Source organism: Streptomyces melanosporofaciens, assembly GCF_900105695.1.
Lineage (GTDB): Bacteria > Actinomycetota > Actinomycetes > Streptomycetales > Streptomycetaceae > Streptomyces > Streptomyces antimycoticus.
Genome location: NZ_FNST01000002.1, coordinates 3,877,658 through 3,902,237, shown reverse-complemented (window position 1 = coordinate 3,902,237; position 24,580 = coordinate 3,877,658). Strand labels below are relative to the sequence as shown.

Genomic DNA, 24,580 nt, shown 5'->3' with positions numbered 1-24,580 from the left:
GCCTGTACGCCTGTACGAGTACGTGGCGGGCGCATCGGTGCCGCCCGCCCCGCTCAGTGGAGCTTGCGCAGCGTGCCCGTGGGGTCACCCGCCTGCTCGTCCTTCGCCTTGTAGCTGAGCGCCCCGTCGGAGGTGAGGGTGAACTGCTCGTCCGTCGAGGCGTCGCTGCACCCCTGCTGGGGCTCGGAGCCCTTCAGGCGCGCGTCGAGGTGGAGTTGTTTCGGGGCGGCCGAGACCAGCTTCCAGGTGCTGTCGCAGCGCAGCACCGACAGCTTGACCCGGCCGCCGGCGACGTCCTGTCCGGTCCGCCCCTGCCGGAAGGTGATGGTCAAGGTGCCCACCGGGATGCCCGAGTCGGAGGTCAGATCGCCCTGCCAGGTGCCGAGGAACGCCTTGGGCACGGCACCCTTCCCGGAGCCGTCGGGAGCCCCGTCTCCCGGGTTCCGCTCGGTGGCGGAGGCGTGGGGGTCCGCGGCGCCCTGGTCGTTGTTGTCGGCGGAGCCGCCGGGCAGCACCTTGAAGAGCACGGCGGCGGTCGTCGCCACGGCCAGAGCGCCCGCGACGGACAGCACCAGCGTGCAGCTCAGCGCCTTGGGGCGCTTCTTACCGCCGACGGCGGCGGAGAGCGCGACACTGCGGCCGCCCGGTTTCGACGACGGCGGGGACGGCGGGGAGGGAAGCGGGGGCCCGGCCGGCCGGTCCTTCGGGGGCAGCCCGTTGGCGTACGACGGGTCGGGCGGGCCGAAGGCGCCCAGCAGGGGTGAGCCCGGGGCCGGGGCGGGCGGCGGGGTCGGGGAGTCCTCAGTGGGCGGCTGGGTGGTGGAGGGCCCGGCGGCGGGCGGCTCCGTGGCCGAAGGCCCGGCCGAGGACGGCCCTATGGCGGGCGGCACTGTGGCGGACGACCCTATGGCGGGCCGCTCGGCCGCCGGCGGCAGGGCCACGGCCTCCGCCTCCAGGTCGAGCAGCTCCACCACCTGGCGGCTCACCCGCTCGACCAGCGCCCCCGGCAGCCAGCCCGGCCGCGCGAGCCCCGAGGCGCCGTCCTCGGGGGCGAGGCGCCGCACGATCCGCTCGGGGGTGGGGCGGTCGGCCGGGTTCTTGGCGAGGCACGCGGCGACCAGATCGCGCAGGTCCCCCGTCAGCTCGGGGCCGAGCTTGGGCTCGTCGTGCACCACCTTGTAGAGCAGCGCGGCCGAAGTGTCGCCCGGGAACGGTGGCTTGCCGGTCGCCGCGTACGCCAGCACCGCGCCCAGGGAGAAGACATCGGCGGCGCCCTCGACGCCCTCGCCCAGGATCTGTTCGGGCGCCATATAGCCGGGCGAGCCGATGGAGGCACCGGTCGAGGTCAGCGAGACCGTGCCCTCGGTGGCCCGGGCGATGCCGAAGTCGATCAGCCGCGGACCGTCGAGCGCGAGCAGCACATTGGACGGCTTGACGTCGCGGTGGACCAGGCCGAGGGCGTGCACCGCGGCCAGGGCCTCGGCGAGCCCCGCGCCCAGGGCCCGCACCGCCGATTCGGGCAACGGCCCCTCGTCGGACACGGCCTGGTTGAGCGGAGGGCCCGCCACATAGCCGGTGGCCACCCACGGAATGCGTGCCTCCGGGTCGGCGTCCAGGACCGGCGCGGTGAAGGCGCCGCCGACCCGGCGCGCGGCGTCGACCTCGCGCCGGAAGCGGGCGCGGAACTCCTCGTCCAGCGCGAATTGGGCGTGCACAACTTTCACCGCTACCGTGCGCCCGCCCGCGCTGCGTCCCACAAAGACCCGGCCCATCCCACCCGAACCGAGCCGTCCGAGCAGCCGGTACGCGCCGATGACCTGCGGATCGTCCGCTCCCAGCGGATCCATCGCGTTGCCTCCCCCTCCATGCGCCGATCCAGCTTAGGGGGTGTTCCCGCCATCCACGCAGGTCGGTGCGGTCCGGAAGGTCAGGTCAGGAGATCGACCCGGACGTCCGCCGGGTATCCGGTCGTCGGACCCGTAAGGCGGGCGAACTCCGCGATGCCCTTGAGCTGCTCCGCACCGAGGCTGAAGTCGAGGGTGGTGAAGTAGCGCTCCAGCACCGACGCCTCGAGCTGCTCCCAGCGCGCCGCCTGCTCGGCGACCTTGCCGACCTCCTCCAGGGAGACGTTCCGCGACTCCAGGAACGCCTGGTGCACGCCCCGGACGATCTCCGGCTCCCGCTCCAGGTACTCGCGGCGGGCCGCCCACACCGCGAAGACAAAGGGGAGCCCGGTCCACTCCTTCCACATCTGCCCCAGATCGTGGACCTGGAGGCCGAGCCGGGGCGCGTCGTGGAGATTGGCCCGCAGCGCGGCGTCGCCGATCAGCACCGCCGCGTCGGCCTCCTGCATCATCAGGCTGAGGTCGGGCGGGCAGGTGTAGTAGTCGGGCGTGAGCCCGTACCGCTCGGCGAGCAGCAGCTGAGCCAGGCGTACGGAGGTGCGCGAGGCGGAACCGAGTGCGATGCGCGCCCCGTTCAGCTGCTCCAGCGGCACCTTCGAGACGATCACGCAGGACATCACGGGTCCGTCGCAGCCCACCGCGATGTCGGGGAGCGCGACGAGATCGTCCGCATTGCGCAGATACTCCACCAGGCTGATCGGGCCGATGTCGAGATCGCCACGGACCAGCAGGTCGTTGAGGGCGTCGGGAGATGCCTTGGTGAGCTCGAAATCCAGGAGGGATCCGGTCCTGGCGAGGCCCCAGTACAACGGCATGCAATTGAGGTACTGGATGTGCCCCACTTTTGGCCGGCTGAGCCGATGACCGACAGGGGGCCTGATGCTTTCGGAGGCGTCCTGGGTACTCCGCGAGGGGGAACTCGGTGAATTGTCCACGTCTCGGAGGCTAGCCCCGCTCACCCTCGGGAATGGCGGCGGGGTGGTCGGCCGGCCTTGCGCTGACTGACCGGTAAGCGCTCGACCTGCGATCTTATCCATCCTGGAAGCCAGGGAAACCCCTCGTTTTCGTGATCTTCGGCTCTTTCCTCGTGCACACGGAGCGTGCTAGGCTCGCCGCAAGTTGCAGTTTGGTTTCCTTGCAGTACAGAGCCTGCGGAGCATGTAACCGCAGGCTTTTGTAGTTTTCAGACTTCTTGCAGGTTCTGGAGCAGGGCAACCCTTTGGCCCAAGGAGGGCTTATGGCTACCGGAACCGTCAAGTGGTTCAACGCCGAGAAGGGCTTCGGCTTCATCGCCCAGGACGGCGGCGGCCCCGATGTCTTCGTTCACTACTCCGCGATCAACGCGACCGGCTTCCGTTCTCTTGAGGAGAACCAGGCCGTGACCTTCGACGTCACTCAGGGTCCGAAGGGCCCCCAGGCGGAGAACGTCAGCGCCGTCTGATCCAGCAGCACCACCTAAGGAGCCCTGCTCCCCGCCTGGCGGGAAGCGGGGCTCCTGCCTTTCCGCCTCTTCTCCGCCCTTTCCGGCCTTCCGCCTTTCCCGGAGCCTCGCGGGGACGGTCAGTCCTCCAGCAACCGGAAGTCGGCGAAGTCGAAGCCCGGGGAGACCACACAGCTCACCAGGACCTCCTCGTCCGCCACCGGACGGGCCGACTGCCAGGTGCCCGGCGGGACGACGACCTGGGGCCGCTGGCCGGCGGCGATATCGGGGCCCAGGACCAGCTCCGTGGGGGCCGCCTCCGGGCCGTCGCCCGTACCGCCCAGCCGGAGCCGCAGCGGGCCGCCGCTGTGCCACAGCCACAGCTCGGCCGAGCGCACCACATGCCAGCGGGACTCCTCACCGGGAGTCAGCAGGAAGTAGATCGCCGTGGCCGACGCGCGCTCGCCCTCGTACCCCGGCGGCCGCACCGTGACATCGCTGCGCCAGGTCTCCCGGTACCAGCCGCCCTCCGGATGGGGCTCGAGACCGAGCAATTCGGCTGTCGCGGGCCGCCGGGTCGTGGTCATGTCCCTCACCGCTCTCACAGGTCCGTCACGGGCCGTCGAGGATAGCCCGTAAGGCGCTCACGCCCCCTCGGCTCAAGGCACTCACCCGGCATGAAGGAGTTCGAGGCACCCTTAAGGTGTTCACGCCGTGTAGGGGTCCAGCGACGCACCGCTGACGCAACGGCCTGATCGGGCTACGGTTTTGACCATGGGGCGCGGGCGGCGGACGGTGACGGTGCACCATGTGCGGGCCGCGCTGCGCGGTGCGCAGCGGCTCGGCCTCGACACCGTCCCCCTGCTGCAACGGGCCCGGATACCCCCGCTGCTGCTCACCGACGACCGCGCCCGCGTCTCCCCCGAGCAGTTCGCCCGGCTGGTGCGCGCCCTGCACCGGGCCACCGGGGACGAGTTCCTGGGGCTGGGGACCATCCGCAGCCGCCCCGGCACCTTCGCGATGATGTGCTACGCCTCGCTGGGCTGCCCCGATCTCGGCACGGCGGTGGAGCGCGGGGCCCGCTTCTACCGGCTCTTCCCCGGCGGACCCAATCTGGCCCTGGAGCGCGGCGCGGACCGTGGCCGGGAGGCGGTGTTCGCCCTGCGCGGCGGGCTGGGCCCGCATCAGGACGGCCTTACGGCGGCCGAGCACCACATCGTGGCCGAATGGCTCATGCTCATCTGGCACCGGCTCGCCGGCTGGCTGATCGGCCGCCGAATCCCGCTGCTGTGGGCCCAGTTCGCCTATCCCCCGCCCCCGTACGCCGACGACTACGAGCCGCTCTTCGGCTGCCCGCCCCGGTTCGGCGCACCGCGCACCGCGGCCGGTTTCGACCGCCGCTGGCTGTCCGCCCCGGTCGTCCAGGACGAGTCCACGCTCCGGACGCTGCTGCGGCACGCGCCCGCCGGGCTGCTCAGCCGCCGCGCCTACGCGACGACCGTGGCCGAGCAGGTGCGGCACGCGCTCACCGGGGCGCTGCGGGCGCGCGGCGGCACGGCGATGAGCCCACGCGGCCGGCGCACCGCGCGGCTCCCGGAGCTTCCCGAGGTCGCCGCCCGGCTGGCGGTCAGCCCGGCGACGCTGCGGCGGCGGCTGCGTGAGGAGGGCACGTCCTTCCAGGAGCTCAAGGACACCGTGCGGCGTGACGAGGCGGTCAGCAGCCTCGCCGAGGGGGCCGAACCCATCGCCGACCTGGCCGCACGGCTGGGCTTCTCCGAGGACACGGCGTTCCACCGGGCGTTCCGGCGCTGGACCGGGTCAACTCCGGGCGCATACCGACATGAGACATGGAGTCAGCAAATCTGAGCGCCGCGGTCAGCCACAGACATTCCGCCCGTCCTTACGGTCCTCCCACAGCGACTCGGCACCACCAGAGCGCACCGCCCGCACCGTTGGGAGAGCCGTATGCGCATCCGCACCACCGTGCTCGCCGCCCTCGCCGCACTGGCCCTGGCCTCGGCGCCGCCCGCCGCCGCGGCCGTATCGGGCGCCCCGGCCGCCGGCACCGGCACCGGCAGACCCGGCGATCTCGTCACCTCCGCCCCCACGGCCTTCCGGACCCTGCCCGGGGTGCCGACCGCGACCCGGGCATGGCACATCGCCTACCGCTCGACCACCGCCACCGGCCGCCCCGACGTCGTCTCCGGCACGGTCGTCGTCCCCGACGACGGCAAACAGGGCCCCCGGCCGCTCCTCACCTGGGGCATCGGCGCCGTCGGCCTCTCCGACGACTGCGCGGTCTCCGGCCGGTTCCCGCAGGGCACCTCGATCGAGGCCCAGCTGATCGACCTCGCACTGCGCCGCGGCTGGGCCGTCGCCGTCACCGACTACGAGGGGCTGGGCACCCCGGGCGACCACACCTATACGGCCGGGCGGTCCGAGGGCCATGCCGTCCTGGACGCGGCGCGCGCCGCCCAGCGCCTTCCGGAGGCCGGACTCTCACCGGAGGCTCCCGTCGGCATCATGGGCTACTCCCAGGGCGGCCAAGCGGCCGGCTGGGCCGCCGAACTGCACGCCTCGTACGCCCCCGAGCTGCGGCTGAAGGGCACGGCCGCCGGAGGCGTGCCCGCCGATCTCCCCACAACGCTCGACTACAACGACGGCGGGGCCGGCGCCGGGCTCGCCCTTATGGCACTCACCGGACAGGACGCGGCCTTCCCCGCACTGCGGCTCGACGCGTACCTCAACGACCGGGGCCGCGGTTATATGGACTTCATGAAGCGGAACTGCGTGGCCCTCAGCACCATCGCCGGGCTCTTCCAGCACATGTCCGAGGTGACCGTAAGGGACCCACTCGCCGACCCGGCCTGGCAACTCGCTTTGCGATTCTCGTACTTGGGCACCCGCTCCCCCGACCGCCCCGTCTACCTCTACCAGGGCCTGGTCGACGAGCTGATCCCGTACCGGGTCGGCGCAGCGCTGCGCACCCGCTGGTGCGCCCGGGGCGTGCCGGTGGAGTGGCAGGACTATCCGCTCGACCATGTCACCACGGCCCTGACCGGGATCCCGGCGGCCCTGGACTGGATGGCCGGGCGGCTGGCGGACGAGCCGACGCGGGGCAACTGCACCGCCTGACGCCCGCCCGACACTACGCCGACCCACACCTCACCCGACCCGATCGGGCGACCATCCCGTCCCCTGCAGCAGATTCCCCAACCCCGCCCAGGCGAAGTTCATCAGGGTGGCCGCGGCCTCCTTGGCCGAGTGCCCGCCCGCTCTTCCGTCCCCCGCCCAGTCCGCGAGCGACTCGGCCGCGCCCACCAGCGCGTGCGCGAGCCCGGACACCTCGGTGCCCGCGAGGGTCCGGGCGCGCGCCGTGCCGCGGGCGTGCTCCCGCGCCGCCGCCCCGATCAGCTGCGTCACGAACTCCACGATCTCCGCCCGCATCGCGGCCACTTCGCGCGCGTAGGGCTGCCCATGCGTACGGGCCTGCACGTGCAACAGCGTCCAGCCCTCGGGATGTTCGGCCGCATGGGCGAAGAAGCCGCTCAGCCCGCTCCACAACTGCCGGTCGGCGGGCGCGTCCCGCTCCACGGCGGCGCGCACCGCGGTCACCAGCGCCGCGGCCTCCCGCCGTATGCACGCCGTGAACAGCTCTTCCTTGGAGTTGAGATAGAGATAGACCAGCGGTTTGGAAACCCCGGCCAGCTCGGCGATGTCGTCCATCGAGGCGTTCTGATAGCCGCTGCGCGCGAAGGCCCGCACCCCCGCGTCCAGCATCTGCTGCTCCCGCACCGCCCGTGGTACGCGCTTGCTCCCCGTCGCCCCGCCCACGCAGGCCGCCCCCTTCGATCGTGCCCCCGCACACATATCGCGGGTAAGCCTACGTGGGACCGCTGTCGGCACTCTTGCCACGGCCGCCCGTCGACATCAAAGTTTCAACTGACCACGCACCGTGCCCCGTTCAGCTCCGTACGCAGCGCCGCGAAGGAGAACGAACGATGCCGAACCGCCGCAGAGCCGTCGCCGCACTCACCGCGCTGGCCGCCGCACCGCTCCTGACGACCACCGCCGAAGCCCGCTCCCCGGAGCCCGGCTCCTCGAAGGCCCGTCCGCCGGAAGCCCTTGCCGGACGCCGGACGCCCGCCCGCGCGCGCCTCATCGCCGCGGACCGCGTCAGCGAGCGCGTCCTCGACCTGACGATCGAATCCCCCGCCCTGGGCCGCGAGGGCCATGCCCGCGTCCTCCTCCCCACCGGCTACGACCGCCGCCCCCACCACCGCTGGCCCGTCCTCTATCTGCTCCACGGCTGCTGCGACCCCGGACCGGGCTGGGAGGCGTGGACCCTCAACACCGATGTCGAGGCCATCACCGCCGGCACCCCGGCCCTGATCGTCTCCCCCGAGGGCGGCCCCGTCGGCTTCTACTCCAACTGGTGGAACGGCGGCCACTACGGCCCGCCGGCCTGGGAGACCTTCCACCTGGCCGAGCTGCGCCCCCTCCTGGAGCGCGCCCTACGGGCCAACGGCCGCCGTGCGATCGCCGGGCTGTCCATGGGCGGCTTCGGCGCCCTGTCCTACGCCGCCCGCCACCCCCGCCTGTTCCGCGCGGCGGCGTCCTTCAGCGGTGTCATCGACGCCACCCTGGACCCCGCCGGCATCCAAGGCATCCTTACGGGCCAGGGCGCCGACCCGACGGCCCTGTGGGGAGACCCCGCCGCCCAGTCCGCGCTCTGGGACGCCCACAACCCGTACGCCCTCATCCCCCGGCTCCCCCGCGGCTATCCGCTCTACGTCGCCTGCGGCAACGGCACTCCCGGCCCCCTCGACCCCCCGGACCGTCCCGAGGACACCCTGGAGCGCGGCCTCGGGGAGATGGCCCAGCGCTATGTGCGCCGCGCCCGCGCCCACGGTCTGGCCGTCACCGCCCATCTCTACGGCCCCGGCACCCACACCTGGCCCTACTGGGAGCGCGAGCTCACCCGCGCCCTGCCCCTCCTCACCGACCCGATCGCCTGACGCCAGGGTTTGCTACGGTCGAAAACAACCCGACGAGACGCGCCGTACCGGGCCCCGCAAAGACGACGCACCCCGTAACGAGAGACTTCACGGAGGTGCCGTCATGGCATGGGTCCTGCTGCTCATCGCCGGACTGTTCGAAATCTGCTGGTCGATCGGCATGAAGCTGAGCGACGGCTTCACCCGGCTGTGGCCCAGCGTGTTCACCGTCGCCGGTCTGATCGTGAGCATGGGGCTGCTGAGCGTGGCGGTGAAGAGCCTGCCCATCGGCACGGCCTACGGCGTCTGGGTCGGCATCGGCGCGGTCGGCACCGCGCTGCTGGGCATGCTCCTCTTCCATGAACCGGTCACCCCGGCCCGGATCTTCTTCCTGCTTCTGCTGGTGGTGGCCATCGTGGGGCTGGAGGCCACGGCCGGCGAGTGCACACCCCAGTTGTGAGAGGACACGGCCCTCAGCTGGAGCTCCCGGGGCGGCGAAGCAGGTAGCCGGAAACTGGGCCGAGGTTCTCCTCATCCATCGAATAATGGTCCGACCAGTGACGCTGCTCAAGTGGCGCGAGTAGGGCCTCTATGGTGCACGACCACCCTTGGCACACGCCGCGCAGAAACAGACCGAAGAGATCACCGGACATGCGCCACCAGAATTTCTGCCACGTAAGCGTGCGCTGGTGGCGCGCGTGCTCGTATTCGGAGTCGCGATTCAAAATGTCCGGAAACATATCATATATCGGCGACACATAACCCGTTTGCCGAATCACGACCCAATGGTCGGGGAGTTGTACGTCCTGACCCGACACGTAGTGGAAGATGTGCGGCGGACTCGGTCGCCAGCTCAAAGGAACCCACGATATAAAGATTTCGTTGCGTTGCTCCACCCAGGCACTTATGTCGGCAGGGCGGAGCAAGCCCTGCGTGGTGATAGCGAAAGCGACGTCATCGGCCAGGAACCCGAGGGTCCTGTAAAAAGTGTAGGCCAGATCGAGCTGAATCAGGTCACCGAAGTGCTTGGAATCGCGAAGCCATTGCTCCTGGGCGCGCATCCAGTGCCTGACCTGCTCCCGGTCGGCAACCAAGTTTACCTTGTCCCGCGAAGCCCGACTGGGTTCGCCAGCAAGGTATCCCGCGAAGGCCATCGCATCATCAGCCCGGAACCCATTTACCGTGACGATTCCACGCAAGTCACCCTGCGCATAGGAGAAAAGATTATTCCAGATCGTGGCCAGACCAATGCGCCGCCCCGAATCGTCCAGCAGTTCGGCCGCCCGTTCGACGAAATGATCGCGCAATCGGAGACGCTGCTCCTCTCGCCCGACCTGCCAACTTTCCGTCAGAGGCGGGTACAAACGGTCGAAGACCTCATCGGGTGCGCCTGTGGCCAAAGCAAAGGGTGCAATGACGCGAGGGTTAACTACATCGAGTTCCCAGACACGAATAGGGACCGCGTTTTCCAAGACCAATCGCTGGATCACTTGCAGGAGCCGGTCATCGCTGGTTCTGCGCAACAGTCCTTGGGCGTCATAAGGATTTTCCTTCAGCGTGACGCGCACAGTTGTGCCTAGCGAGGCTCGCGTCTGCGTAGGTAAAGGCGTCAGCAGTGGCCGACGGGAGGAACTCTCGAAGGAGAGACGACGGGCATCTGACATGGAGGCGTCGTAGCGGCGGGTGATCAACTCGACTTGATCACCCAGCAAAAAGACAGAGAAGAAGCCGATACCGAACCGTCCATTGGGCTGAAATCCCCCGCTCGCCAGGCCAGGAAGCCGACCGCGGACCCGGGTCGAACTCCAGCCGCTGGTGCCGAAGTCAAGCAGGCCGTGGACGAGAGTTTCTTCGTCCATGCCCACCCCGTTGTCACTGATCTCCAAGCACCAAGAGTCGCTATTTTCGGTGAGACGAACATCAACGCGCCCGCCAGTGAAGTCAGGCTCCAGTGCGCAGCGGGCCAGTACAGCGTCCTGAGCGTTCTGAATCAGCTCGCGTACGGCCACCTCGAGTTCCTTGCCGTACAGCTGCTCACCACCCAGAGTCCCGACCAGGGCGGGGACGTCCGTGACCTTGACCACCGCGTCGATCGGGCGCCAGTCCGACACAGGGAAGAGCTCAGCGAAGCGCTCGGGGGAGTCGACTCCGGCCACCGCGCGGGCTGCGAGCCGACTGCGGCCGAGGTCATGAAGGAGGGCATCAACCTTCTTGAGCTCCTCGTCGATGCCGCGCAAATAGTCGAGGGCCAACCACCAAGCAGCGGCATCGTCGGAGGAGAAAGGGCGCAGCGATGTATAGGTGATCCGGTCGCCGTTCAAGTGGGGACGGCTGACGTGTTCCTGGAAACGCCAGTGCTCCCGGGCAATGCCTTGCGGTTTACGTAAAGCAAAGAGAAACGTGGGGGCCCGACGGCTGTCGATCTGAGCTGCGTCGGCGAGCCTCAGGATACTGGCCAGTTTCAGTGGTTCGATAATCCACTCTGCCGGCTGCCAGGGCAGGGATCCTTTCGCCTGGCGAAACCGGTCGGCGAGCATATGCACCGGCCACCAGTGGCTGGCTGCCAGATCTCCAATCAGCGGACCATAGGCTTCGCGGAGCTGGAGGTCCTGGATGAGAAATATCTCGTTGCCTGTGGTAGACCGCCATGGCTGGTCCACCAGCCGCAGGGCCTGCTCCGCATGAGTCTCCCGGATCGCGGTCGCCAAGCACACTTCCGCGATCTCGGCAGGCGGTGCGTCCAGTTTCTCTTGATCCGGCCAACATCCATGCTGTTGAAAATAGGCTACGGACACCAGATCACGCCACCGCTGTTCACCAAACGCAGAGGGCACACTCATCCCATACGCGGCCGATCCCATTGCAGCATCATGCAACGCAAAGGCGCAGCCCAGTACGTATGCCTCCGCTGGATTCAGTGCAACCTGATCACCGCACATGAGACTGGCCGTCTCCCACAGCGCGTCCACGTGACTGATGTCATGCACAGTAAAATCGGGCAGACTACGCGCGTTTTCAGAAAGGAGCACCGCTGCCGTGTCTCTCAGTGCCATATAAGACACGCGGAGCCGCTCACGTTGACTGCGATGATCATCTGCACGCGAGCGCGCAGCGAGAGTCTTCTGCCAGAGAGGTGTGCTGGCGTAGTCGTACTCAGGCACTGTAGACGATCACCTCATAGCCGGCAGAAGAAAGATCCCGGCAAGCACCCACATGGTGATCACCGATACGGCGATGAACAACAACACGTACGTCTCGTACCAACGGAAGAGGTTGCCCGGATTCGGACGCTTACGGAAGCCGGGGGCAACTATCTCGTCGGTGATATCGCACTCCTCGTTCCGATAATCAAGCCAGGCCAGGGCGCCCACCACAATGAGCGTGCTGGTGAACGCGGCTACCACCGTGGCGAGGATCAGCAAACCGATAACTCCGCCCCGCGCTACGTCCGGCGCGACCTCCCACTTCCGGTACCCCACAAAGAGCGCGAGGGCTGCACTGACCAACGCGGTGGCAAGTGTCTGATAAATGGTGAGGAAACGGTGAGCGTTCTCATTGACAGCGTGGATCTGCTGAAGTATGTAGCGGTAGCGCTCCAGTGCGAATTCGTTTCGCACTGCCCTCGCTTCCACGCTCGGTTCCCCCGATGCCACCATTCCCCCCGGGCCGATTGACTACTCGTCAGCATAGTGTGCCAACGTCGTTGACTGCCCCCTCATCGCCAACACTTCCCTTCCGTTGGAAGCCTTCAAGTTTGCCCAGGGTCAACCTCTCCCAGGACAGACCGGTTCGATTCGATCAGTGCTCCCCACTTGGGCCTCCGTCCGAACAGCACAGTGCCCCCGGACCGAGGGGAGGTCCGAGGGCACCGCTGGCTGGTAGGGACGTTACGCGGTGGCCAGCCGGGGGTCCCGGCTCGTCGCGGTCGTCCAATGGGGAGGCTCTGGCGTAGGCGTACACCTCCTGGCCGAGGATCTTCTCGCGGGCCGAGGGGCCCGCCATGTGCGTAACCGCACCCCGTCTATGTACGGAGAGATCAACGCCGGAACGGCCATGGTCGAGCCGGAGCGACCCCAGCCGAACCACGCCAGAAGTTGTCCGGGAAAAGGGTGGTCCGGCCTCGCTTCTTCGGTTGTTCCGTGATCCCGCTCGGGCGGCTTCAGTACTTCTGTCGACCACCCGGGTAACGGACCGGCTTTCGGCACTCCGGCGCGGGCTCGTCGCCGAGCGCGTAACACAAGGCGGCGTGCAGATGCTCCGCTTCCGCCACTGTCAGCAGTAGCGAAGCCATGGACGCGCGGCCGGGACGGAGAACGTGAAGCGGCAGTTCAAGCAGACCGTCTTTCCCCCCGGACGCAGACCACGTCCCGGTGCGGGGCCGACCTGCCAGCCCTCTGACGCCTGACTCATCCGTCCCCCTCGTTCGCTTGAGTCGGCCCGTCGCTCTCGCACTCGCCGGACACCGGCAGACGCCCACCGCGACTCTCCGCGATCCGGAGAGCGTCTTGCAGTGCCTCGATGAGGCGGTTCGAGAGGTAACGGAGCTCTCGGGCATCCGCCTTCCGGTCGCGGAGCAGTAAGCGGGCGTGACCGATGAGTTCAGCGCCCATCTGAAGCTGAACGGCTTCCATCTCGTCGGCCAGGCGCGACAGATATCCCGCGCCGTCCGCGTCCGACACCAGGTAGCACGGCTTCCCGGCAGGGCCGGGCCACGGCAGCAATCGCGGTTGCGCACTCACCTGACCACCACCATCCCGTGCGGCGCGCACAACAGCTCCACCCGAGGCACGTTCTTCCGACGCTCATGTGCCACCAGATACTGCCGGACAAGCTGCACGTCCTCACCACGCGGTACAGGCTTACGCGGTACCTGGTCCACATGAGGCAGCCGCAAGGTCGGGGTATCAGCGCAGTTCACCGGCTGATTTACCTGGACCGTGCGATGACGTCCGTGGCCGGGCTGTAGCAGTCTCATCAACTGCTCGAAGATCCTGCCGATACAGTGCCGCATGTCGACCTGCTTCCTCAGGTTGGCCACGCCCCGGGGCGCACGCCCGCGTCGCCGGGGTCCTGTGGCGGGTGTAAACCGGCTGAGTATTCATGCTGGTGACATGCGAAGCCCCCAACTTTCACAGTTGAGTGAAAGCCGGGGGCTACTGCCGTGAAAGGGTCAGAGGCCCACCCAGGCGGCCAGGTGATCCAGGGTGTCCGGAGTGCGACGGGACAAGTGGATCAGGCCTCTGATGGTCTCGCGTGCGCCTGCGTGGTACCTGGTCTGCTGTGGCGCCAGTTTCCGCGCCGTCACGATGGACTTCAAGGCTGCTTCGGAGCGCCCCGCTTCCATCTCGGCGCGTGCTCGGTCCACGTAGAAGTGAGCGGCGCGGGAGACAGCCCAGTCCTTCGGTATCCGCACCTTCGCGGCCTCTTGCAGAGCTTCACCGTAGTGCCGCATCTCGACACGAGCTGACACCGCGTGGACGGTGACATTTGTGGGGCCGAAGGACAGCCAGTGCACGTCCGTGGCTTCGCCTGTCCGGTCCGCGTACGACCGGGCCTCGGTGAGGTGGTTCTTCACCGCGTCTTCATCATGGGCGCGGGCAGCGATGATGCTTGCCCCGAGATGAAGCTGTCCGGCGACGGCATGCCGCTCTCGCGTCTGCGGAGACTGCTCCAACAGCCCCTGCCCGGAGGCGACGAGCCGCTGACCGATGGTGTACTCGCCCTCCCGGAAGTAGACCAGGGCCCGCAGGTACTGGCGTACTGCGGAGAGCAACGGATCGGAAGCCCGTGACGCAGCCCAGTCCATACGGTCCAGCGCCACCGTGGACAGGTCGTAATAGCCCAGCTTCACGGCCAGGTCATGCGCGGTGCGGTACGTACTCGACAGGGCAGCCCACAGCTCGGACGACGGCGTCCGATACGCGGCTGTGGTGATCTCCGCCATCGTTCCCGGCAGATCAAGAGCAGCGTCATGGAGCTTCGTGGCCCGGACCTGCTGGCACAGAGCCTGGGCAGCGGTGACGAGCTGAGGAGTGGCGCGCGGTCTGATCGCCGGGTCGGCTCCCAGGTCGTAGAGGTCGAGGGCTTCGCGGATCGGGCGGACCAGTGCCGCCAACCGGTCCTGCTGCAGCTCGGTCACGTAGGGCTGCCCGGTCAGCGCCGTGACGTCGATGCGCAGCGCTCGTGCGACCGCGGCCACCAGGTCGGGGCTGGCCGGTTTGTGCCCGGTCTCGACCTGGGTGAGCAGGCTGTAGGAGAAGGGGACCTTCTGAGCCAACCCTCGCTGAGTCAGCCCAGCCCGTTTCCGGTGATGCGCGATCCGAGTGCCCGTGTGTTCGTCGTCGGGGAGCGGCATGCATGCCTCCCTTTGGTGGCTCACTCCGCGGAACGCTACCCGCCCGGGCATGGCCGACGGCGGCGAATGGCGATCTCCTACCCGCACCGGCGCGGTTTGCGGATGGAGGGTGCCGCACGGTGGACTGCCCGCATGACCGCGAGCCCTGTCCTCTACCTGTTCGGAAGCGCCGCCCCGCCGGTGCTGAACATCGCCGGCGTCATCGAACGGGCGCAGGCCGACGGCTGGGATGTCTGCCTCGGATTGACCCCCACGGCCGCACGCTGGCTTGACGGCGACCTGTCGGCGCTGGAGGAGCTGACCGGGCACCCGGTGCGCAGCCAGTACAAGCTGCCCTGGGAGCCGGACGTCTGGCCTCCCGCTGATGCCGCCGTCCTGGCGCCCGCCACCTTCAACACGATCAACCAGTGGGCCCTGGGGATCACCGAGAAGTTCATCGTCGGATTCGTGGCCGAGGCCATCGGCAAGGGCATCCCCACCGTGGCCATGCCATGCGTCAACGCCGCCTATGCCCAGCACACTCAGTTCGACACCAGCGTTGCCACGCTCCGCGCGATGGGCGTACGTGTGCTGTACGGGGAGGGCGGATTCGTACCCAACAAGCCGGGCCAGGGCCGACCGGAGAACTACCCGTGGCGCCTGGCCCTGAATGCGGCATCGATTGCCTCCAGCGAGGGCAATGCTGATCGACTATGAACTGCCCCGACTCTCGCCGAGCACGTCGCCCCACCCTCAGTGGAGAGTGGGGCGACATTGCCGTTGGCACCAGGCGGCACGAGTGTTACGCGGCGGCGAGCCGGCGCTCCGGCTCGTCGTAGTCGTCCAGCGGGGAGGCGCTGGCGTGGGCGTACGCCTCGTGGTCGAGGATCTTCTCGCGGGCCGAGACGATCACCGGGATCAGCGACTGGCCGGCCACGTTGGTGGCGGTCCGCATCATGTCCAGCACCGGGTCGATGGCCATCAGCAGGCCGACGCCCTCCAGGGGGAGGCCCAGGGTGGAGAGGGTCAGGGTCAGCATGACCGTGGCGCCCGTAAGGCCGGCGGTGGCGGCGGAGCCGATGACCGAGACGAAGGCGATCAGGAGGTAGTCGCCGATGCCGAGGTGGACGTCGAAGATCTGGGCGATGAAGATCGCGGCGATCGCCGGGTAGATCGAGGCGCAGCCGTCCATCTTCGTCGTCGAGCCGAAGGGCACCGCGAAGGAGGCGTACTCCTTGGGGACGCCCAGCCGCTCGGTGACCTTCTGGGTCAGCGGCATGGTGCCCACCGAGGAGCGGGAGACGAAGGCGAGCTGGATGGCGGGCCAGGCGCCCTTGAAGAAGCTCAGCGGGTTGACCTTGGCGACCGTCGCGAGCAGCAGCGGGTAGACGCCGAACATCACCAGCGCGCAGCCGATGTAGATGTCGGCGGTGAAGGTCGCGTACTTGCCGATCAGGTTCCAGCCGTAGTCGGCGATGGCGGTGCCGATGAGGCCGAGGGTGCCCAGTGGGGCGAGGCGGATGACCCACCACAGGGCCTTCTGGAGCAGTTCCAGCACCGACTGGCTCAGGGTGAGGATCGGCTGGGCCTTCTCGCCGAGCTGGAGGGCCGCGACGCCCGCGACGGCGGCGATGAAGACGATCTGCAGGACGTTCAGCTCGGTGAACGGGGTGATGACGTCGGTCGGCACGATCCCGGTGAGGAAGTCCAGCCAGGAGCCCGCGTGGTCGGGCTTGGCGCCGTCCTTGGGGGTCAGATCGGTGCCGGCGCCCGGGTTGGTGATCAGGCCGATCGCGAGGCCGATGGCGACGGCTATGAGCGAGGTGGCCATGAACCACAGCAGGGTGCGGGTCGCCAGCCGGGCGGCGTTGTTGACGTTCCGCAGATTGGTGATCGAGATCAGGATCGCGAAGAACACCAGCGGGGCGACGGCCAGCTTCAGCAGCTGGACGAAGATCGAGCCGATCTTGTCGAGCGTGGTGACCAGCCAGCCGACATCACCGCTGCGGGCGATCCAGCCCAGCACCACACCGAGGACGAGGCCCAGCAGGATCTGTGCCCAGAAGGGCACCTTGGGCAGGCGGAAGGACGACGACCCCTGGGGGACGCCTTGAGGGCGGACGACAACGGACACACTCCGGTGGAGGTAAGAGGGCGGGAGAAAGCCAGGAGTCCGTACGGGATCTCCGGCCGCTGTGCGTGAGGTCGATCAGCGGCGACGACAGGCCGCGGACAGGCAGCGGCAAAGATCGATGTGCAGGCGCGCCACGAGCGGAACGCTCGCGGAGATGAGGGGCGCGGCTGCTGTCTTCATGACAAGTACATTAACACCGCCGCTTTGGGGCACCCAAAGGAAATCTTTGACTTCTGGCGGCTTCTGAGGGCTCCTGACGGCTCCTGAGGGGCCGAAAGACATCAACGCCCCCTGTGCCAACGGAAGCTGGCGCAGGGGGTGTCGGTGGAGTGTGTGGGGTGGTGTGAGGAGGGTTACAGCCCGGCGCGGGTCAGACGCCGTCCTCCTGGCTCTGGTTCGCCGCCAGCCGCTCCTTGGCGCGGTCCACCTTCTCGGCGACCTGGACGGCCACGGCGTCCCGCTGCCTGCGCAGCATCACCCAGCTCAGCGGCGCGGAGACGACCAGCGCGAGCAGCGCCACCCAGAAGAGGTTGGAGCTGCCGAGGCCGGAGGGCAGCACCCGCACGTAGACCAGGCCCCAGATGACCAGGAACGAGCCGACGAAGATGCCCAAGCGCATGAGGGTGTAGCGGAACATGGCACTCGGCGTGAAGGACACGACTCGTCCTCTCTCCTGGGAGTTCTGCTGGGCGTTCTGCCGGAGCTTGTGCCGGGAGAAACTGTCCTCCCAGTGAACCACGGCCGGTTTCCGATCAATTCAGCGGCAGCCACATGGTGACGTCGTCCCGGAAGTCGTCGTCCGCGACCTTGATCGCGCCGGGCACCCGCCCGACCTCCTTGTAGCCGCACGCCTCGTAGAAGCGGTCCGCCCCGGTGCCGCCGCGGCAGGTGAGCCGTATCCCCCGGATGCCGTCCATATCGCGCGCGGCGTTCTCGGCGGCGGCCATAAGGGCGCGGCCATATCCCTTGCCCTGGTGGGAGGGGTGCACCATCACGGTGTAGAGCCAGCACCAGTGGCGCATCAGCCGGTGGACGTTGAAGGTGAAGAACGCGGTGGCGGCCACGGTGCCGTCCTGGTCGCGGCCGATGAGCAGGCGGGTCCGGCCCTCCGTGATCGCGGCGAGGTGCTTGAGCAGCTCGGGGCGTATGTCGTCCTCGGTCACGGGCGGTACGAAGCCGACGGCGCCGTCCGCGTTGGATACGTCGGCCCAGAGGGAACAGACGGAGTCGAGCAGCTCGGGGGTGACCTCGGGGTCGAGTTCAAAGCGCAGGGACATGCGGCCGACGATACCCACCGGGACTGTCAGTGCCCACGCGCCTCGGGCCCCTTACACGACGGCGGCGGAACCCCCGGGCTCCCGTACGCCCCCGCCCCGGCCGCTCGCTCAGCCGAGCACCTCCGCCGCGACCCTCAGATCCGCCACCAGCCCGCCGTACACCGCCTCCCGGTCATCGGCCCGCAGCACCGCGGAAGGGTGGATCGTGGGGACGATCAGGGCGCCGCGGGCCGGTCCCGACGCGTCGCCCTCCAGCCGCGTCCCGCGCTCCTTGGTCACCCGGAACGATGAGCCGAGCAACGCCTTCCCGGCCGTGGCGCCGAGCGCCACGATCACCTCGGGTCCGATCAGCTCCACCTCGGCCTCCAGCCAGGGCCCGCAGGCCGAGAGCTCGCGCAGGCTGGGCGGCTTGTGGATGCGCCGCTTGCCGCGCTCGGGGACGTGGGTGAACTTGAAGTGCTTGACGGCGTTGGTGATGTACGTCTCGTCCGGATCGATCCCGGCCTCGGCAAGGGCCCGGTCGAGGACCTTGCCGGCCGGGCCCACGAAGGGCTTGCCCTGCCGGTCCTCCTGGTCGCCCGGCTGCTCGCCCACCAGCATGGCCCGGGCGCCCGGGTCGCCGGCGCCGAAGACCGTCTGCGTGGTGTCGCGGTGCAGCGGGCAGCCGCGGCATCCGGCCGCCGCCTCCCGGAGCGCGCCCAGATCGGCGCCGTCCGGGACGAAGGGGGCGGCGGTGTACGCGTCCTCGGGGCTGTTCGTACCGGCCATGGCCCCCGAGTGCCCCGCTCGGCGGCCGTCAGACAGCGGCCGCCGAACGGTGGGCAGGACGGGTCACACCCGCATCGGCTGCGGGGACTCGCGGCGGGCCGCGTCCGGGCCCTCGAACTCGCGGATGATCTCGTAGCGGGTGTTCCGCTCCACCGGCCGGAAGCCGGCGTCCCGGATCAGGTCGAGCAGGTCGTCACGGGTGAGCTTGTTGGGCGTCCCGTAGGAGTCGGCGTCGTGAGTGATCTTGTACTCGACGACCGAGCCGTCCATGTCGTCCGCGCCGTGGTTGAGCGCGAGCTGTGCGGTCTGCACACCGTGCATCACCCAGAAGACCTTGACGTGCGGCACGTTGTCGAACAGCAGCCGCGAGACCGCGAAGGTCTTCAGCGCCTCGGCGCCGGTCGCCATGGTGGTGCGGGCCTGAAGACGGTTGCGGATCTTGCCGTCCTTCATGTCCACGAAGTCGTGCTGGTAGCGCAGCGGGATGAAGACCTGGAAGCCGCCGGTCTCGTCCTGGAGCTCACGCAGGCGCAGCACGTGGTCCACCCGGTGGCGGGGCTCCTCGATATGCCCGTAGAGCATCGTGCAGGGGGTCTTGAGCCCCTTCTCGTGCGCGAGCCGGTGGATGCGCGACCAGTCCTCCCAGTGGGTTTCGTGGTCGACGATGTGCTGCCGGATCTCCCAGTCGAAGATCTCGGCGCCGCCGCCGGTGAGCGACTCCAGTCCGGCGTCGATCAGCTCGTCGAGGATCTCCGAGGCCGGCATGCCGGAGATCTTCTCGAAGTGGTGGATCTCGGTGGCGGTGAACGCCTTCAGCGAGACCTGCGGCAGGGCTTCCTTGAGCGCCTTGAGCGAGCGCGGGTAGTAGCGCCAGGGAAGGGTCGGGTGCAGGCCGTTGACGATGTGGAGCTCGGTGAGGTTCTCGTTCTCCATCGCCTTGGCGAGGCGGACGGCCTCCTCGATGCGCATCGTGTAGGCGTCCTTCTCGCCGGGCTTGCGCTGGAAGGAGCAGTACGCGCAGGACGCGGTGCACACGTTCGTCATGTTGAGGTGGCGATTGACGTTGAAGTGCACGACATCGCCGTTCTTACGGGTGCGCACCTCATGGGCGAGACCGCCCAGCCAGGCCAGGTCGTCGGACTCGTAGAGGGCGATGCCGTCCTCCCGCGAGAGCCGCTCGCCCGCGCGGACCTTCTCTTCCAACTCCCGCTTGAAACCCGCGTCGTGTGTGGTCCCCGTCACCCCGGTCGCCTCCCAATACGTCTGCTGATGTCAGCCTTCGCCGAGACTACGCCTCGATGTCCTCGGGAAGCTCGCCGACCCGGTTCTCCCACTTGGTGGAGAGCACGATCGTGGTGCGGGTACGGGAGACGCCCTTGGTGCCGGAGAGCCGGCGGATGGTCCGCTCCAGGCCGTCCACATCGGAGGCGCGCACCTTGAGCATGTAGGAGTCGTCGCCCGCGATGAACCAGCAGTCCTCGATCTCGGCGAGCTCGCGCATCCGGTGGGCCACCTCCTCGTGGTCGGTGGCGTCCGAGAGCTGGATGCCGATCAGGGCGGTGACGCCCAGTCCGAGGGAGGCGGCGTCGACGGTCGCGCGATAACCGGTGATCACCCCGGCGGCCTCCAGGCGGTTGATCCGGTCCGTAACGCTGGGCCCGGAGAGGCCGACCAGCCTGCCAAGCTCCGCGTACGAGGCCCGGCCGTTCTCCCGCAGGGCCTGGATGAGCTGCCTGTCCACCGCGTCCATAAGCACGTACGCCTTCCATTATTCAGGGATTGAGCGAGATTACATGTAGAATCTAAGGCATCAGGGCCACAAGCCCTGTAAATCTTTCAGGCGATCAACCTGTCCTCAGGAGATGAGACTCACCGTGTACACGATCGAAGGTCTTGAGGCCCGCATGCTCGAGCTGCGGGACCTGGCCAACCGCTCGCGTGCAACCCATGCCACCGACCGGCCCGTCTCCCGTGCGGCCCGCCGCGCGGCCGTCGTCGCGGCCCGGGCCGCGCGCACCAGGAGGCGCTGGACCCGCTAGGGCGAGCGCCCCTAGGCCGCTCCCCGGTCCCGGTCCCCACCGAGCTCCCCCTCCCACCGGCGGTACAGCTTGTGCGGCACCCCCGCCGCGTCCAGCACCCGCCCCGCGACGAAGTCCACCAGATCCTGGATATGCGTCGCCCCCGCGTAGAACGCCGGCGAGGCGGGCAGCACCACCGCGCCCGCCTCGTCCAGCGACACCAGAGCCTTGAGGGTCTGCCCGTTCAGCGGCGTCTCGCGCACCGCCACCACGAGCTTGCGCCGTTCCTTGAGCGTCACGCTCGCGGCCCGCTGGAGCAGATCCTTCGACAGCCCGAGCGCCACCCCGGCCACACACGCGGTGCTCGCCGGGACGATCAGCATCCCCTTGGTCGGATACGAGCCGGAGGACGGCCCGGCCGCCAGGTCCCCGGCCGCCCAGTGGGCCACGTCCGCGACCTCGGCGGGCACCTCGAAGGCGTCGGGACTGCCGTCCGCGCCCCGCGCCAGCCAGCGGCGCAGATCCTCGCGCCAGTGGGCGTCCCGGAACCCGATCCCCGTCTCGTCCAGCAGCGTCAGCCGTGACGCCCTGCTGACCACGAGGTCGACGGCCTCCCCCGCCGCCAGCAGCGCGCGCAGCACCGAGGCGGCGTACGGCGTCCCGGACGCGCCGGACACGCCGACCACCCAGGGACGGCGCCGGCTCACTTCTTCGTGCGGCCCGTACGGCTCGTGCGGTCCGTAAGGCTCGTGCGGCGTCTCCACGTCACCGAGCCTATCCGGCGGGTCTCACAGGCCGAGGCCCCGCACCACGAGGTCCAGGAGCGCGCAGGCGAAGAGGGCGATCCCGATGAAGCCGTTGACCGTGAAGAAGGCGCGGTTCAGCCGGGACAGATCGCCGGGCCGCACGATGGTGTGCTCGTACCCGAACGCCACCGCGACGATCACCAGCCCCACCCAGAAGAACGCCCCGGCGTCCGTGGCCAGCGCGTACCAGACCAGCAGGGCCGTGGTGACCACATGGCAGACGCGCGCCCCGTAGAGGGCGCCCGCGATGCCGAAGCGGGCCGGCACCGACCGCACCCCGTGCGCCCGGTCGGCCGCCACGTCCTGGCAGGCGTAGATCAGGTCGAAGCCGCCGATCCAGATGCCGATCGCGAGTCCGAGGATCACCGCGTCCCACGACCACTCGCCGGTGACCCCGATCCAGGCGCCCACCGGGCCGATGGCCTGGGCCAGCCCCAGGATGGCGTGCGGAAAGTCGGTGAACCGCTTGCCGTACGGATAGACCACCATCGGCACCACCGCGAACGGCGCCAGCGCCAGGCAGAGCGGGCCCAGGAGCGCCGCCGAGCCCAGGAAGACGGCGAGCGCGATGAGCGCGCCGGTCCAGGCGGTGCGCACCGACACGGCGCCGGTGACCAGCTCACGTCCGGCGGTGCGCGGATTACGGGCGTCGATCTCGCGGTCGATGATCCGGTTGCAGGCCATCGCGAAGGTGCGCATGCCCACCATGGCGACCGTGATCAGCAGCAGCCGCGTCCAGTGGACGGTGCCGTCCCACAGCTGCATCGCGGTCAGCGCGGCCGTGTAGGCGAAGGGCAGCGCGAAGACCGAGTGCTCGATCATCACCAGCCGCAGAAAGGCGCGGATCCGCCCGGGCGGCGCCGGTTGGGGGCCGAAGAGATCGGAGGTTGCGGATTCGGCGCTCACAGCCCGTACTCCTTCCATCGCTTTGTCACCCGATCGGCGATCTCCGGGTCGGACATGACCATGCGGGGCCATCCGCCGTCGCGCGTATAGCCCTCCTCGGGCCATTTCGCGGTGGCGTCGATGCCCGCCTTGCCGCCCCAGAACTGCTGGTACGAGGCGTGGTCGAGGTGGTCGACGGGGCCATCGACCACGGTCAGATCGCGGCCGTAGTCGGTGTTCCCGAGGGCGCGCCAGGAGACCTCGTGCACATCGTGTACATCGCAGTCGGCGTCGACTACGACGATCAGCTTGGTGAGCGACATCATGTGGGCGCCCCAGATGGCGTGCATCACCTTCTGCGCGTGCTTGGGGTACTTCTTGTCGATCGAGACGATCGCGCAGTTGTGGAATCCGCCGGACTCGGGGAGGTGGTAGTCCACGATGTCCGGGACGATGATCTTGAGCAGCGGGAGGAAGAACCGCTCGGTCGCCCGCCCCAGCGGTCCGTCCTCGGTCGGCGGACGGCCCACCACGATCGACTGGAGCAGCGGCCGCCGCCGCATCGTCACACAGTCGATGGTCAGGGCCGGGAACGGCTCCTGGGGCGTGTAGAAGCCCGTATGGTCGCCGAACGGGCCCTCCGGCAGCATCTTTCCGGGCTCCAGCCAGCCCTCGATGACGACCTCGGCGGCCGCCGGGACCTGGAGCGGCACCGTCTTGCAGTCGACCATCTCGACCCGCCGGCCCTGGACGAACCCCGCGAAGAGGTACTCGTCGATGTCGCCGGGCAGCGGCGCGGTCGAGGCGTAGGTCACGGCGGGCGGCGCGCCGAAGGCGATCGCCACCGGGAGCTTCTCCCCGCGCCGGGCGGCCACTTGGTAGTGGTTGCGGCTGTCCTTGTGGATCTGCCAGTGCATGCCGATGGTGCGGCGGTCATGGCGCTGGAGGCGGTAGAGGCCGAGGTTGCGCACCCCGGTCTCGGGGTGCTTGGTGTGGGTGAGGCCGAGGTTGAAGAACGACCCGCCGTCCTCGGGCCAGGTGAACAGCGCCGGAAGCTGGTCCAGATCGACGTCCTCGCCGGTGAGGACCACCTCCTGGACGGGCGCCTCCTTCACCTTCTTCGGCGGCACATGGGCCATCGAGCCCAGCTTCCCGAACGCCTCGCGCATACCGCCGAATCCCTGCGGCAGCTCGGGTTTGACCAGCCCGCCGATCTTCTCGCTGATCTCGTCGTACGAGCGGAGTCCGAGGGCCTTGAGGAGGCGGCGGTCGGTGCCGAAGACATTCATGGCCAGCGGCATCGCCGAGCCCTTGACGTTCTCGAAGAGCAGCGCGGGGCCGCCCGCCTTGTTGACCCGGTCGACGATCTCCCCGACCTCCAGATACGGATCCACTTCGGCCTTGACCCTCTTGAGGTCGCCTTCCTTGTCGAGCGCCCGCAGAAAGGAACGAAGATCGTCATAAGCCATGCGTCCCAGTATCCGGTACGCACTACCCTGGTCCCGTAACTGGGGGCCCGAGCCACCGCCCCGAACACCACACGCAGGGGGGAATCGCCTCATGCTACGGGTGCTGATGATCCTGGTGCCGCTGGCACTGAGCATCTACGCGTTCATCGACTGCATCACCACCGACGAACAGGACATCCGCTATATCCCCAAGCCCATCTGGGCGATCCTCGTCCTGCTGTTCCCCGTCGTGGGCTCCGTCTCCTGGCTGATCGCGGGCCGTAAGCGCGCCGTCGCCGAAGGCGGCGGCCGGGGCGCTGCCCGCGGCGCGGGCGGGTGGGTCGCGCCGGACGACAATCCCGAGTTCCTCAAGTCCCTGAACGACAACAGCCGTAAGGACGACGGGGACGCGCAGGCCGACCCGCCCGGCGGCCAGGAGAGCGACGAGGAGCGGCTGAAGGACTGGGAGGCCGACCTCCGCCGCCGCGAGGAGGAGTTGCGCCGCAAGGGCGAGGGGCCCGGTTCCGGTTCCGGCTCCGGTCCCGAGGACTCACCGCCGCCGGCCGCGTCCTGAGGAGCGGTCGGACGG

25 protein-coding genes and 1 riboswitch are annotated in these 24,580 nt (G+C 68.9%); of the genes, 8 read left to right on the top strand and 17 right to left on the bottom strand.

From position 1 onward, the window contains the following. Positions 1–53: 53 nt before the first annotated feature. Positions 54–1,847: a serine/threonine-protein kinase gene (locus BLV72_RS19440; protein ID WP_093463757.1), complete on the bottom strand. Its 1,794-nt coding sequence runs from the start codon at positions 1,845–1,847 to the stop codon at positions 54–56. Positions 1,848–1,927: 80 nt separating this feature from the next. Next, a complete protein-coding gene (locus BLV72_RS19435; RefSeq protein WP_280143057.1) occupies positions 1,928–2,785 on the bottom strand; it encodes a menaquinone biosynthetic enzyme MqnA/MqnD family protein in 858 nt (285 codons plus the stop codon). Positions 2,786–3,141: 356 nt separating this feature from the next. Between BLV72_RS19435 and BLV72_RS19430 the strand changes: the two genes are divergently transcribed. Beyond that, entirely contained in the window at positions 3,142–3,345 is a 204-nt protein-coding gene (locus BLV72_RS19430) for a cold-shock protein (RefSeq protein WP_030834854.1), read from the top strand. A gap of 119 nt (positions 3,346–3,464) precedes the next feature. Here BLV72_RS19430 and BLV72_RS19425 read toward each other — a convergent pair whose 3' ends face one another. Next, positions 3,465–3,911 (bottom strand): cupin domain-containing protein, encoded by a 447-nt coding sequence (locus BLV72_RS19425; protein ID WP_093463755.1) that lies wholly within the window; start codon positions 3,909–3,911, stop codon positions 3,465–3,467. A 187-nt stretch (positions 3,912–4,098) separates the two neighbouring features. Between BLV72_RS19425 and BLV72_RS19420 the strand changes: the two genes are divergently transcribed. Together BLV72_RS19420 and BLV72_RS19415 are read left to right on the top strand one after the other, a co-directional pair. Beyond that, complete coding sequence (locus BLV72_RS19420) at positions 4,099–5,190, top strand: AraC family transcriptional regulator (RefSeq protein WP_093463753.1); 1,092 nt, start codon at positions 4,099–4,101, stop codon at positions 5,188–5,190. Between the two features lie 99 nt (positions 5,191–5,289). Next, the gene (locus BLV72_RS19415; protein ID WP_093463752.1) at positions 5,290–6,459 is read left to right on the top strand and encodes a lipase family protein; all 1,170 of its coding nucleotides are present in this window, start codon (positions 5,290–5,292) and stop codon (positions 6,457–6,459) included. A 30-nt stretch (positions 6,460–6,489) separates the two neighbouring features. On the opposite strand, the gene BLV72_RS19410 is transcribed toward BLV72_RS19415, so the two are convergent. Beyond that, positions 6,490–7,104, bottom strand: a complete 615-nt coding sequence (locus BLV72_RS19410) for a TetR/AcrR family transcriptional regulator (protein WP_093463750.1) — start codon at positions 7,102–7,104, stop codon at positions 6,490–6,492. Positions 7,105–7,325: 221 nt separating this feature from the next. Here BLV72_RS19410 and BLV72_RS19405 point away from each other — a divergent pair, with 221 nt between their 5' ends. Both BLV72_RS19405 and BLV72_RS19400 read left to right on the top strand, forming a co-directional pair. Then, positions 7,326–8,342, top strand: a complete 1,017-nt coding sequence (locus BLV72_RS19405) for an alpha/beta hydrolase (RefSeq protein WP_093463749.1) — start codon at positions 7,326–7,328, stop codon at positions 8,340–8,342. A gap of 2 nt (positions 8,343–8,344) precedes the next feature. Beyond that, a riboswitch (guanidine-III (ykkC-III) riboswitch) is annotated at positions 8,345–8,414 on the top strand. Between the two features lie 31 nt (positions 8,415–8,445). Beyond that, on the top strand, positions 8,446–8,781 hold the full coding sequence (locus BLV72_RS19400) for a DMT family transporter (RefSeq protein ID WP_093463747.1): 336 nt from the start codon (positions 8,446–8,448) through the stop codon (positions 8,779–8,781). Positions 8,782–8,794: 13 nt separating this feature from the next. Here the strand turns inward: BLV72_RS19400 and BLV72_RS19395 are convergent, their stop codons facing one another. From BLV72_RS19395 to BLV72_RS19375, 4 genes are all read right to left on the bottom strand, one after another. Beyond that, positions 8,795–11,482 (bottom strand): HD domain-containing protein, encoded by a 2,688-nt coding sequence (locus tag BLV72_RS19395; protein WP_143059793.1) that lies wholly within the window; start codon positions 11,480–11,482, stop codon positions 8,795–8,797. 9 nt (positions 11,483–11,491) lie between these two features. Then, positions 11,492–11,938, bottom strand: a complete 447-nt coding sequence (locus BLV72_RS19390) for a hypothetical protein (RefSeq protein ID WP_244320850.1) — start codon at positions 11,936–11,938, stop codon at positions 11,492–11,494. Between the two features lie 789 nt (positions 11,939–12,727). Continuing rightward, on the bottom strand, positions 12,728–13,060 hold the full coding sequence (locus BLV72_RS19380) for a hypothetical protein (RefSeq protein WP_093463743.1): 333 nt from the start codon (positions 13,058–13,060) through the stop codon (positions 12,728–12,730). Between the two features lie 431 nt (positions 13,061–13,491). Further along, positions 13,492–14,676, bottom strand: a complete 1,185-nt coding sequence (locus BLV72_RS19375; RefSeq protein ID WP_093463741.1) for a helix-turn-helix domain-containing protein — start codon at positions 14,674–14,676, stop codon at positions 13,492–13,494. A gap of 132 nt (positions 14,677–14,808) precedes the next feature. Here BLV72_RS19375 and BLV72_RS19370 point away from each other — a divergent pair, with 132 nt between their 5' ends. Then, on the top strand, positions 14,809–15,372 hold the full coding sequence (locus tag BLV72_RS19370; protein WP_093463740.1) for a flavoprotein: 564 nt from the start codon (positions 14,809–14,811) through the stop codon (positions 15,370–15,372). Between the two features lie 85 nt (positions 15,373–15,457). Here BLV72_RS19370 and BLV72_RS19365 read toward each other — a convergent pair whose 3' ends face one another. From BLV72_RS19365 to BLV72_RS19340, 6 genes are all read right to left on the bottom strand, one after another. Next, positions 15,458–16,789, bottom strand: coding sequence for a dicarboxylate/amino acid:cation symporter (locus BLV72_RS19365; RefSeq protein ID WP_093463738.1), 1,332 nt, complete (start codon positions 16,787–16,789; stop codon positions 15,458–15,460). Between the two features lie 370 nt (positions 16,790–17,159). Then, a complete protein-coding gene (locus BLV72_RS19360) occupies positions 17,160–17,447 on the bottom strand; it encodes a DUF4229 domain-containing protein (RefSeq protein WP_228053185.1) in 288 nt (95 codons plus the stop codon). A gap of 94 nt (positions 17,448–17,541) precedes the next feature. Continuing rightward, a complete protein-coding gene (locus BLV72_RS19355) occupies positions 17,542–18,066 on the bottom strand; it encodes a GNAT family N-acetyltransferase (protein ID WP_093470435.1) in 525 nt (174 codons plus the stop codon). A 108-nt stretch (positions 18,067–18,174) separates the two neighbouring features. Next, positions 18,175–18,834, bottom strand: coding sequence for a UdgX family uracil-DNA binding protein (locus BLV72_RS19350; RefSeq protein ID WP_093463735.1), 660 nt, complete (start codon positions 18,832–18,834; stop codon positions 18,175–18,177). A gap of 63 nt (positions 18,835–18,897) precedes the next feature. Continuing rightward, positions 18,898–20,076 carry an aminofutalosine synthase MqnE gene (gene mqnE / locus BLV72_RS19345; RefSeq protein WP_093463734.1) on the bottom strand — a complete coding sequence of 393 codons (1,179 nt, stop codon included), beginning with the start codon at positions 20,074–20,076 and terminating at the stop codon, positions 18,898–18,900. A 46-nt stretch (positions 20,077–20,122) separates the two neighbouring features. Further along, positions 20,123–20,584, bottom strand: coding sequence for an Lrp/AsnC family transcriptional regulator (locus BLV72_RS19340; RefSeq protein WP_014054040.1), 462 nt, complete (start codon positions 20,582–20,584; stop codon positions 20,123–20,125). Between the two features lie 112 nt (positions 20,585–20,696). Between BLV72_RS19340 and BLV72_RS47985 the strand changes: the two genes are divergently transcribed. Next, positions 20,697–20,873 (top strand): hypothetical protein, encoded by a 177-nt coding sequence (locus BLV72_RS47985; RefSeq protein ID WP_162953078.1) that lies wholly within the window; start codon positions 20,697–20,699, stop codon positions 20,871–20,873. An 11-nt stretch (positions 20,874–20,884) separates the two neighbouring features. On the opposite strand, the gene BLV72_RS19335 is transcribed toward BLV72_RS47985, so the two are convergent. The 3 genes from BLV72_RS19335 to BLV72_RS19325 form a co-directional block, all read right to left on the bottom strand. Then, a complete protein-coding gene (locus BLV72_RS19335; RefSeq protein ID WP_093463732.1) occupies positions 20,885–21,559 on the bottom strand; it encodes a UbiX family flavin prenyltransferase in 675 nt (224 codons plus the stop codon). Between the two features lie 81 nt (positions 21,560–21,640). Then, positions 21,641–22,564, bottom strand: coding sequence for a menaquinone biosynthesis prenyltransferase MqnP (mqnP, locus tag BLV72_RS19330; RefSeq protein ID WP_093463731.1), 924 nt, complete (start codon positions 22,562–22,564; stop codon positions 21,641–21,643). Beyond that, the gene (locus tag BLV72_RS19325) at positions 22,561–24,012 is read right to left on the bottom strand and encodes a menaquinone biosynthesis decarboxylase (protein ID WP_059145070.1); all 1,452 of its coding nucleotides are present in this window, start codon (positions 24,010–24,012) and stop codon (positions 22,561–22,563) included. The genes mqnP and BLV72_RS19325 overlap by 4 nt, the downstream gene beginning before the upstream one ends. Positions 24,013–24,103: 91 nt before the next feature. Between BLV72_RS19325 and BLV72_RS19320 the strand changes: the two genes are divergently transcribed. Continuing rightward, positions 24,104–24,565 (top strand): PLD nuclease N-terminal domain-containing protein, encoded by a 462-nt coding sequence (locus BLV72_RS19320; protein WP_093463729.1) that lies wholly within the window; start codon positions 24,104–24,106, stop codon positions 24,563–24,565. Positions 24,566–24,580 lie beyond the last annotated feature (15 nt).

Excerpts from the sequence above, each read along its gene's own strand:
- BLV72_RS19430 (WP_030834854.1), top strand. The coding sequence starts at position 3,142 with ATGGCTACCGGAACCGTCAAGTGGTTCAACGCCGAGAAGGGCTTCGGC.
- BLV72_RS19340 (WP_014054040.1), bottom strand. The coding sequence starts at position 20,584 with ATGGACGCGGTGGACAGGCAGCTCATCCAGGCCCTGCGGGAGAACGGC.
- BLV72_RS19410 (WP_093463750.1), bottom strand. The coding sequence starts at position 7,104 with ATGCTGGACGCGGGGGTGCGGGCCTTCGCGCGCAGCGGCTATCAGAAC.
- BLV72_RS19415 (WP_093463752.1), top strand. The coding sequence starts at position 5,290 with ATGCGCATCCGCACCACCGTGCTCGCCGCCCTCGCCGCACTGGCCCTG.
- BLV72_RS19370 (WP_093463740.1), top strand. The coding sequence starts at position 14,809 with ATGACCGCGAGCCCTGTCCTCTACCTGTTCGGAAGCGCCGCCCCGCCG.
- BLV72_RS19350 (WP_093463735.1), bottom strand. The coding sequence starts at position 18,834 with ATGGCCGGTACGAACAGCCCCGAGGACGCGTACACCGCCGCCCCCTTC.
- BLV72_RS19440 (WP_093463757.1), bottom strand. The coding sequence starts at position 1,847 with ATGGATCCGCTGGGAGCGGACGATCCGCAGGTCATCGGCGCGTACCGG.
- BLV72_RS19355 (WP_093470435.1), bottom strand. The coding sequence starts at position 18,066 with ATGTCCCTGCGCTTTGAACTCGACCCCGAGGTCACCCCCGAGCTGCTC.
- BLV72_RS19405 (WP_093463749.1), top strand. The coding sequence starts at position 7,326 with ATGCCGAACCGCCGCAGAGCCGTCGCCGCACTCACCGCGCTGGCCGCC.
- BLV72_RS19325 (WP_059145070.1), bottom strand. The coding sequence starts at position 24,012 with ATGGCTTATGACGATCTTCGTTCCTTTCTGCGGGCGCTCGACAAGGAA.
- BLV72_RS19400 (WP_093463747.1), top strand. The coding sequence starts at position 8,446 with ATGGCATGGGTCCTGCTGCTCATCGCCGGACTGTTCGAAATCTGCTGG.
- BLV72_RS19420 (WP_093463753.1), top strand. The coding sequence starts at position 4,099 with ATGGGGCGCGGGCGGCGGACGGTGACGGTGCACCATGTGCGGGCCGCG.
- BLV72_RS19375 (WP_093463741.1), bottom strand. The coding sequence starts at position 14,676 with ATGCCGCTCCCCGACGACGAACACACGGGCACTCGGATCGCGCATCAC.
- BLV72_RS47985 (WP_162953078.1), top strand. The coding sequence starts at position 20,697 with ATGAGACTCACCGTGTACACGATCGAAGGTCTTGAGGCCCGCATGCTC.
- BLV72_RS19425 (WP_093463755.1), bottom strand. The coding sequence starts at position 3,911 with ATGACCACGACCCGGCGGCCCGCGACAGCCGAATTGCTCGGTCTCGAG.
- BLV72_RS19320 (WP_093463729.1), top strand. The coding sequence starts at position 24,104 with ATGCTACGGGTGCTGATGATCCTGGTGCCGCTGGCACTGAGCATCTAC.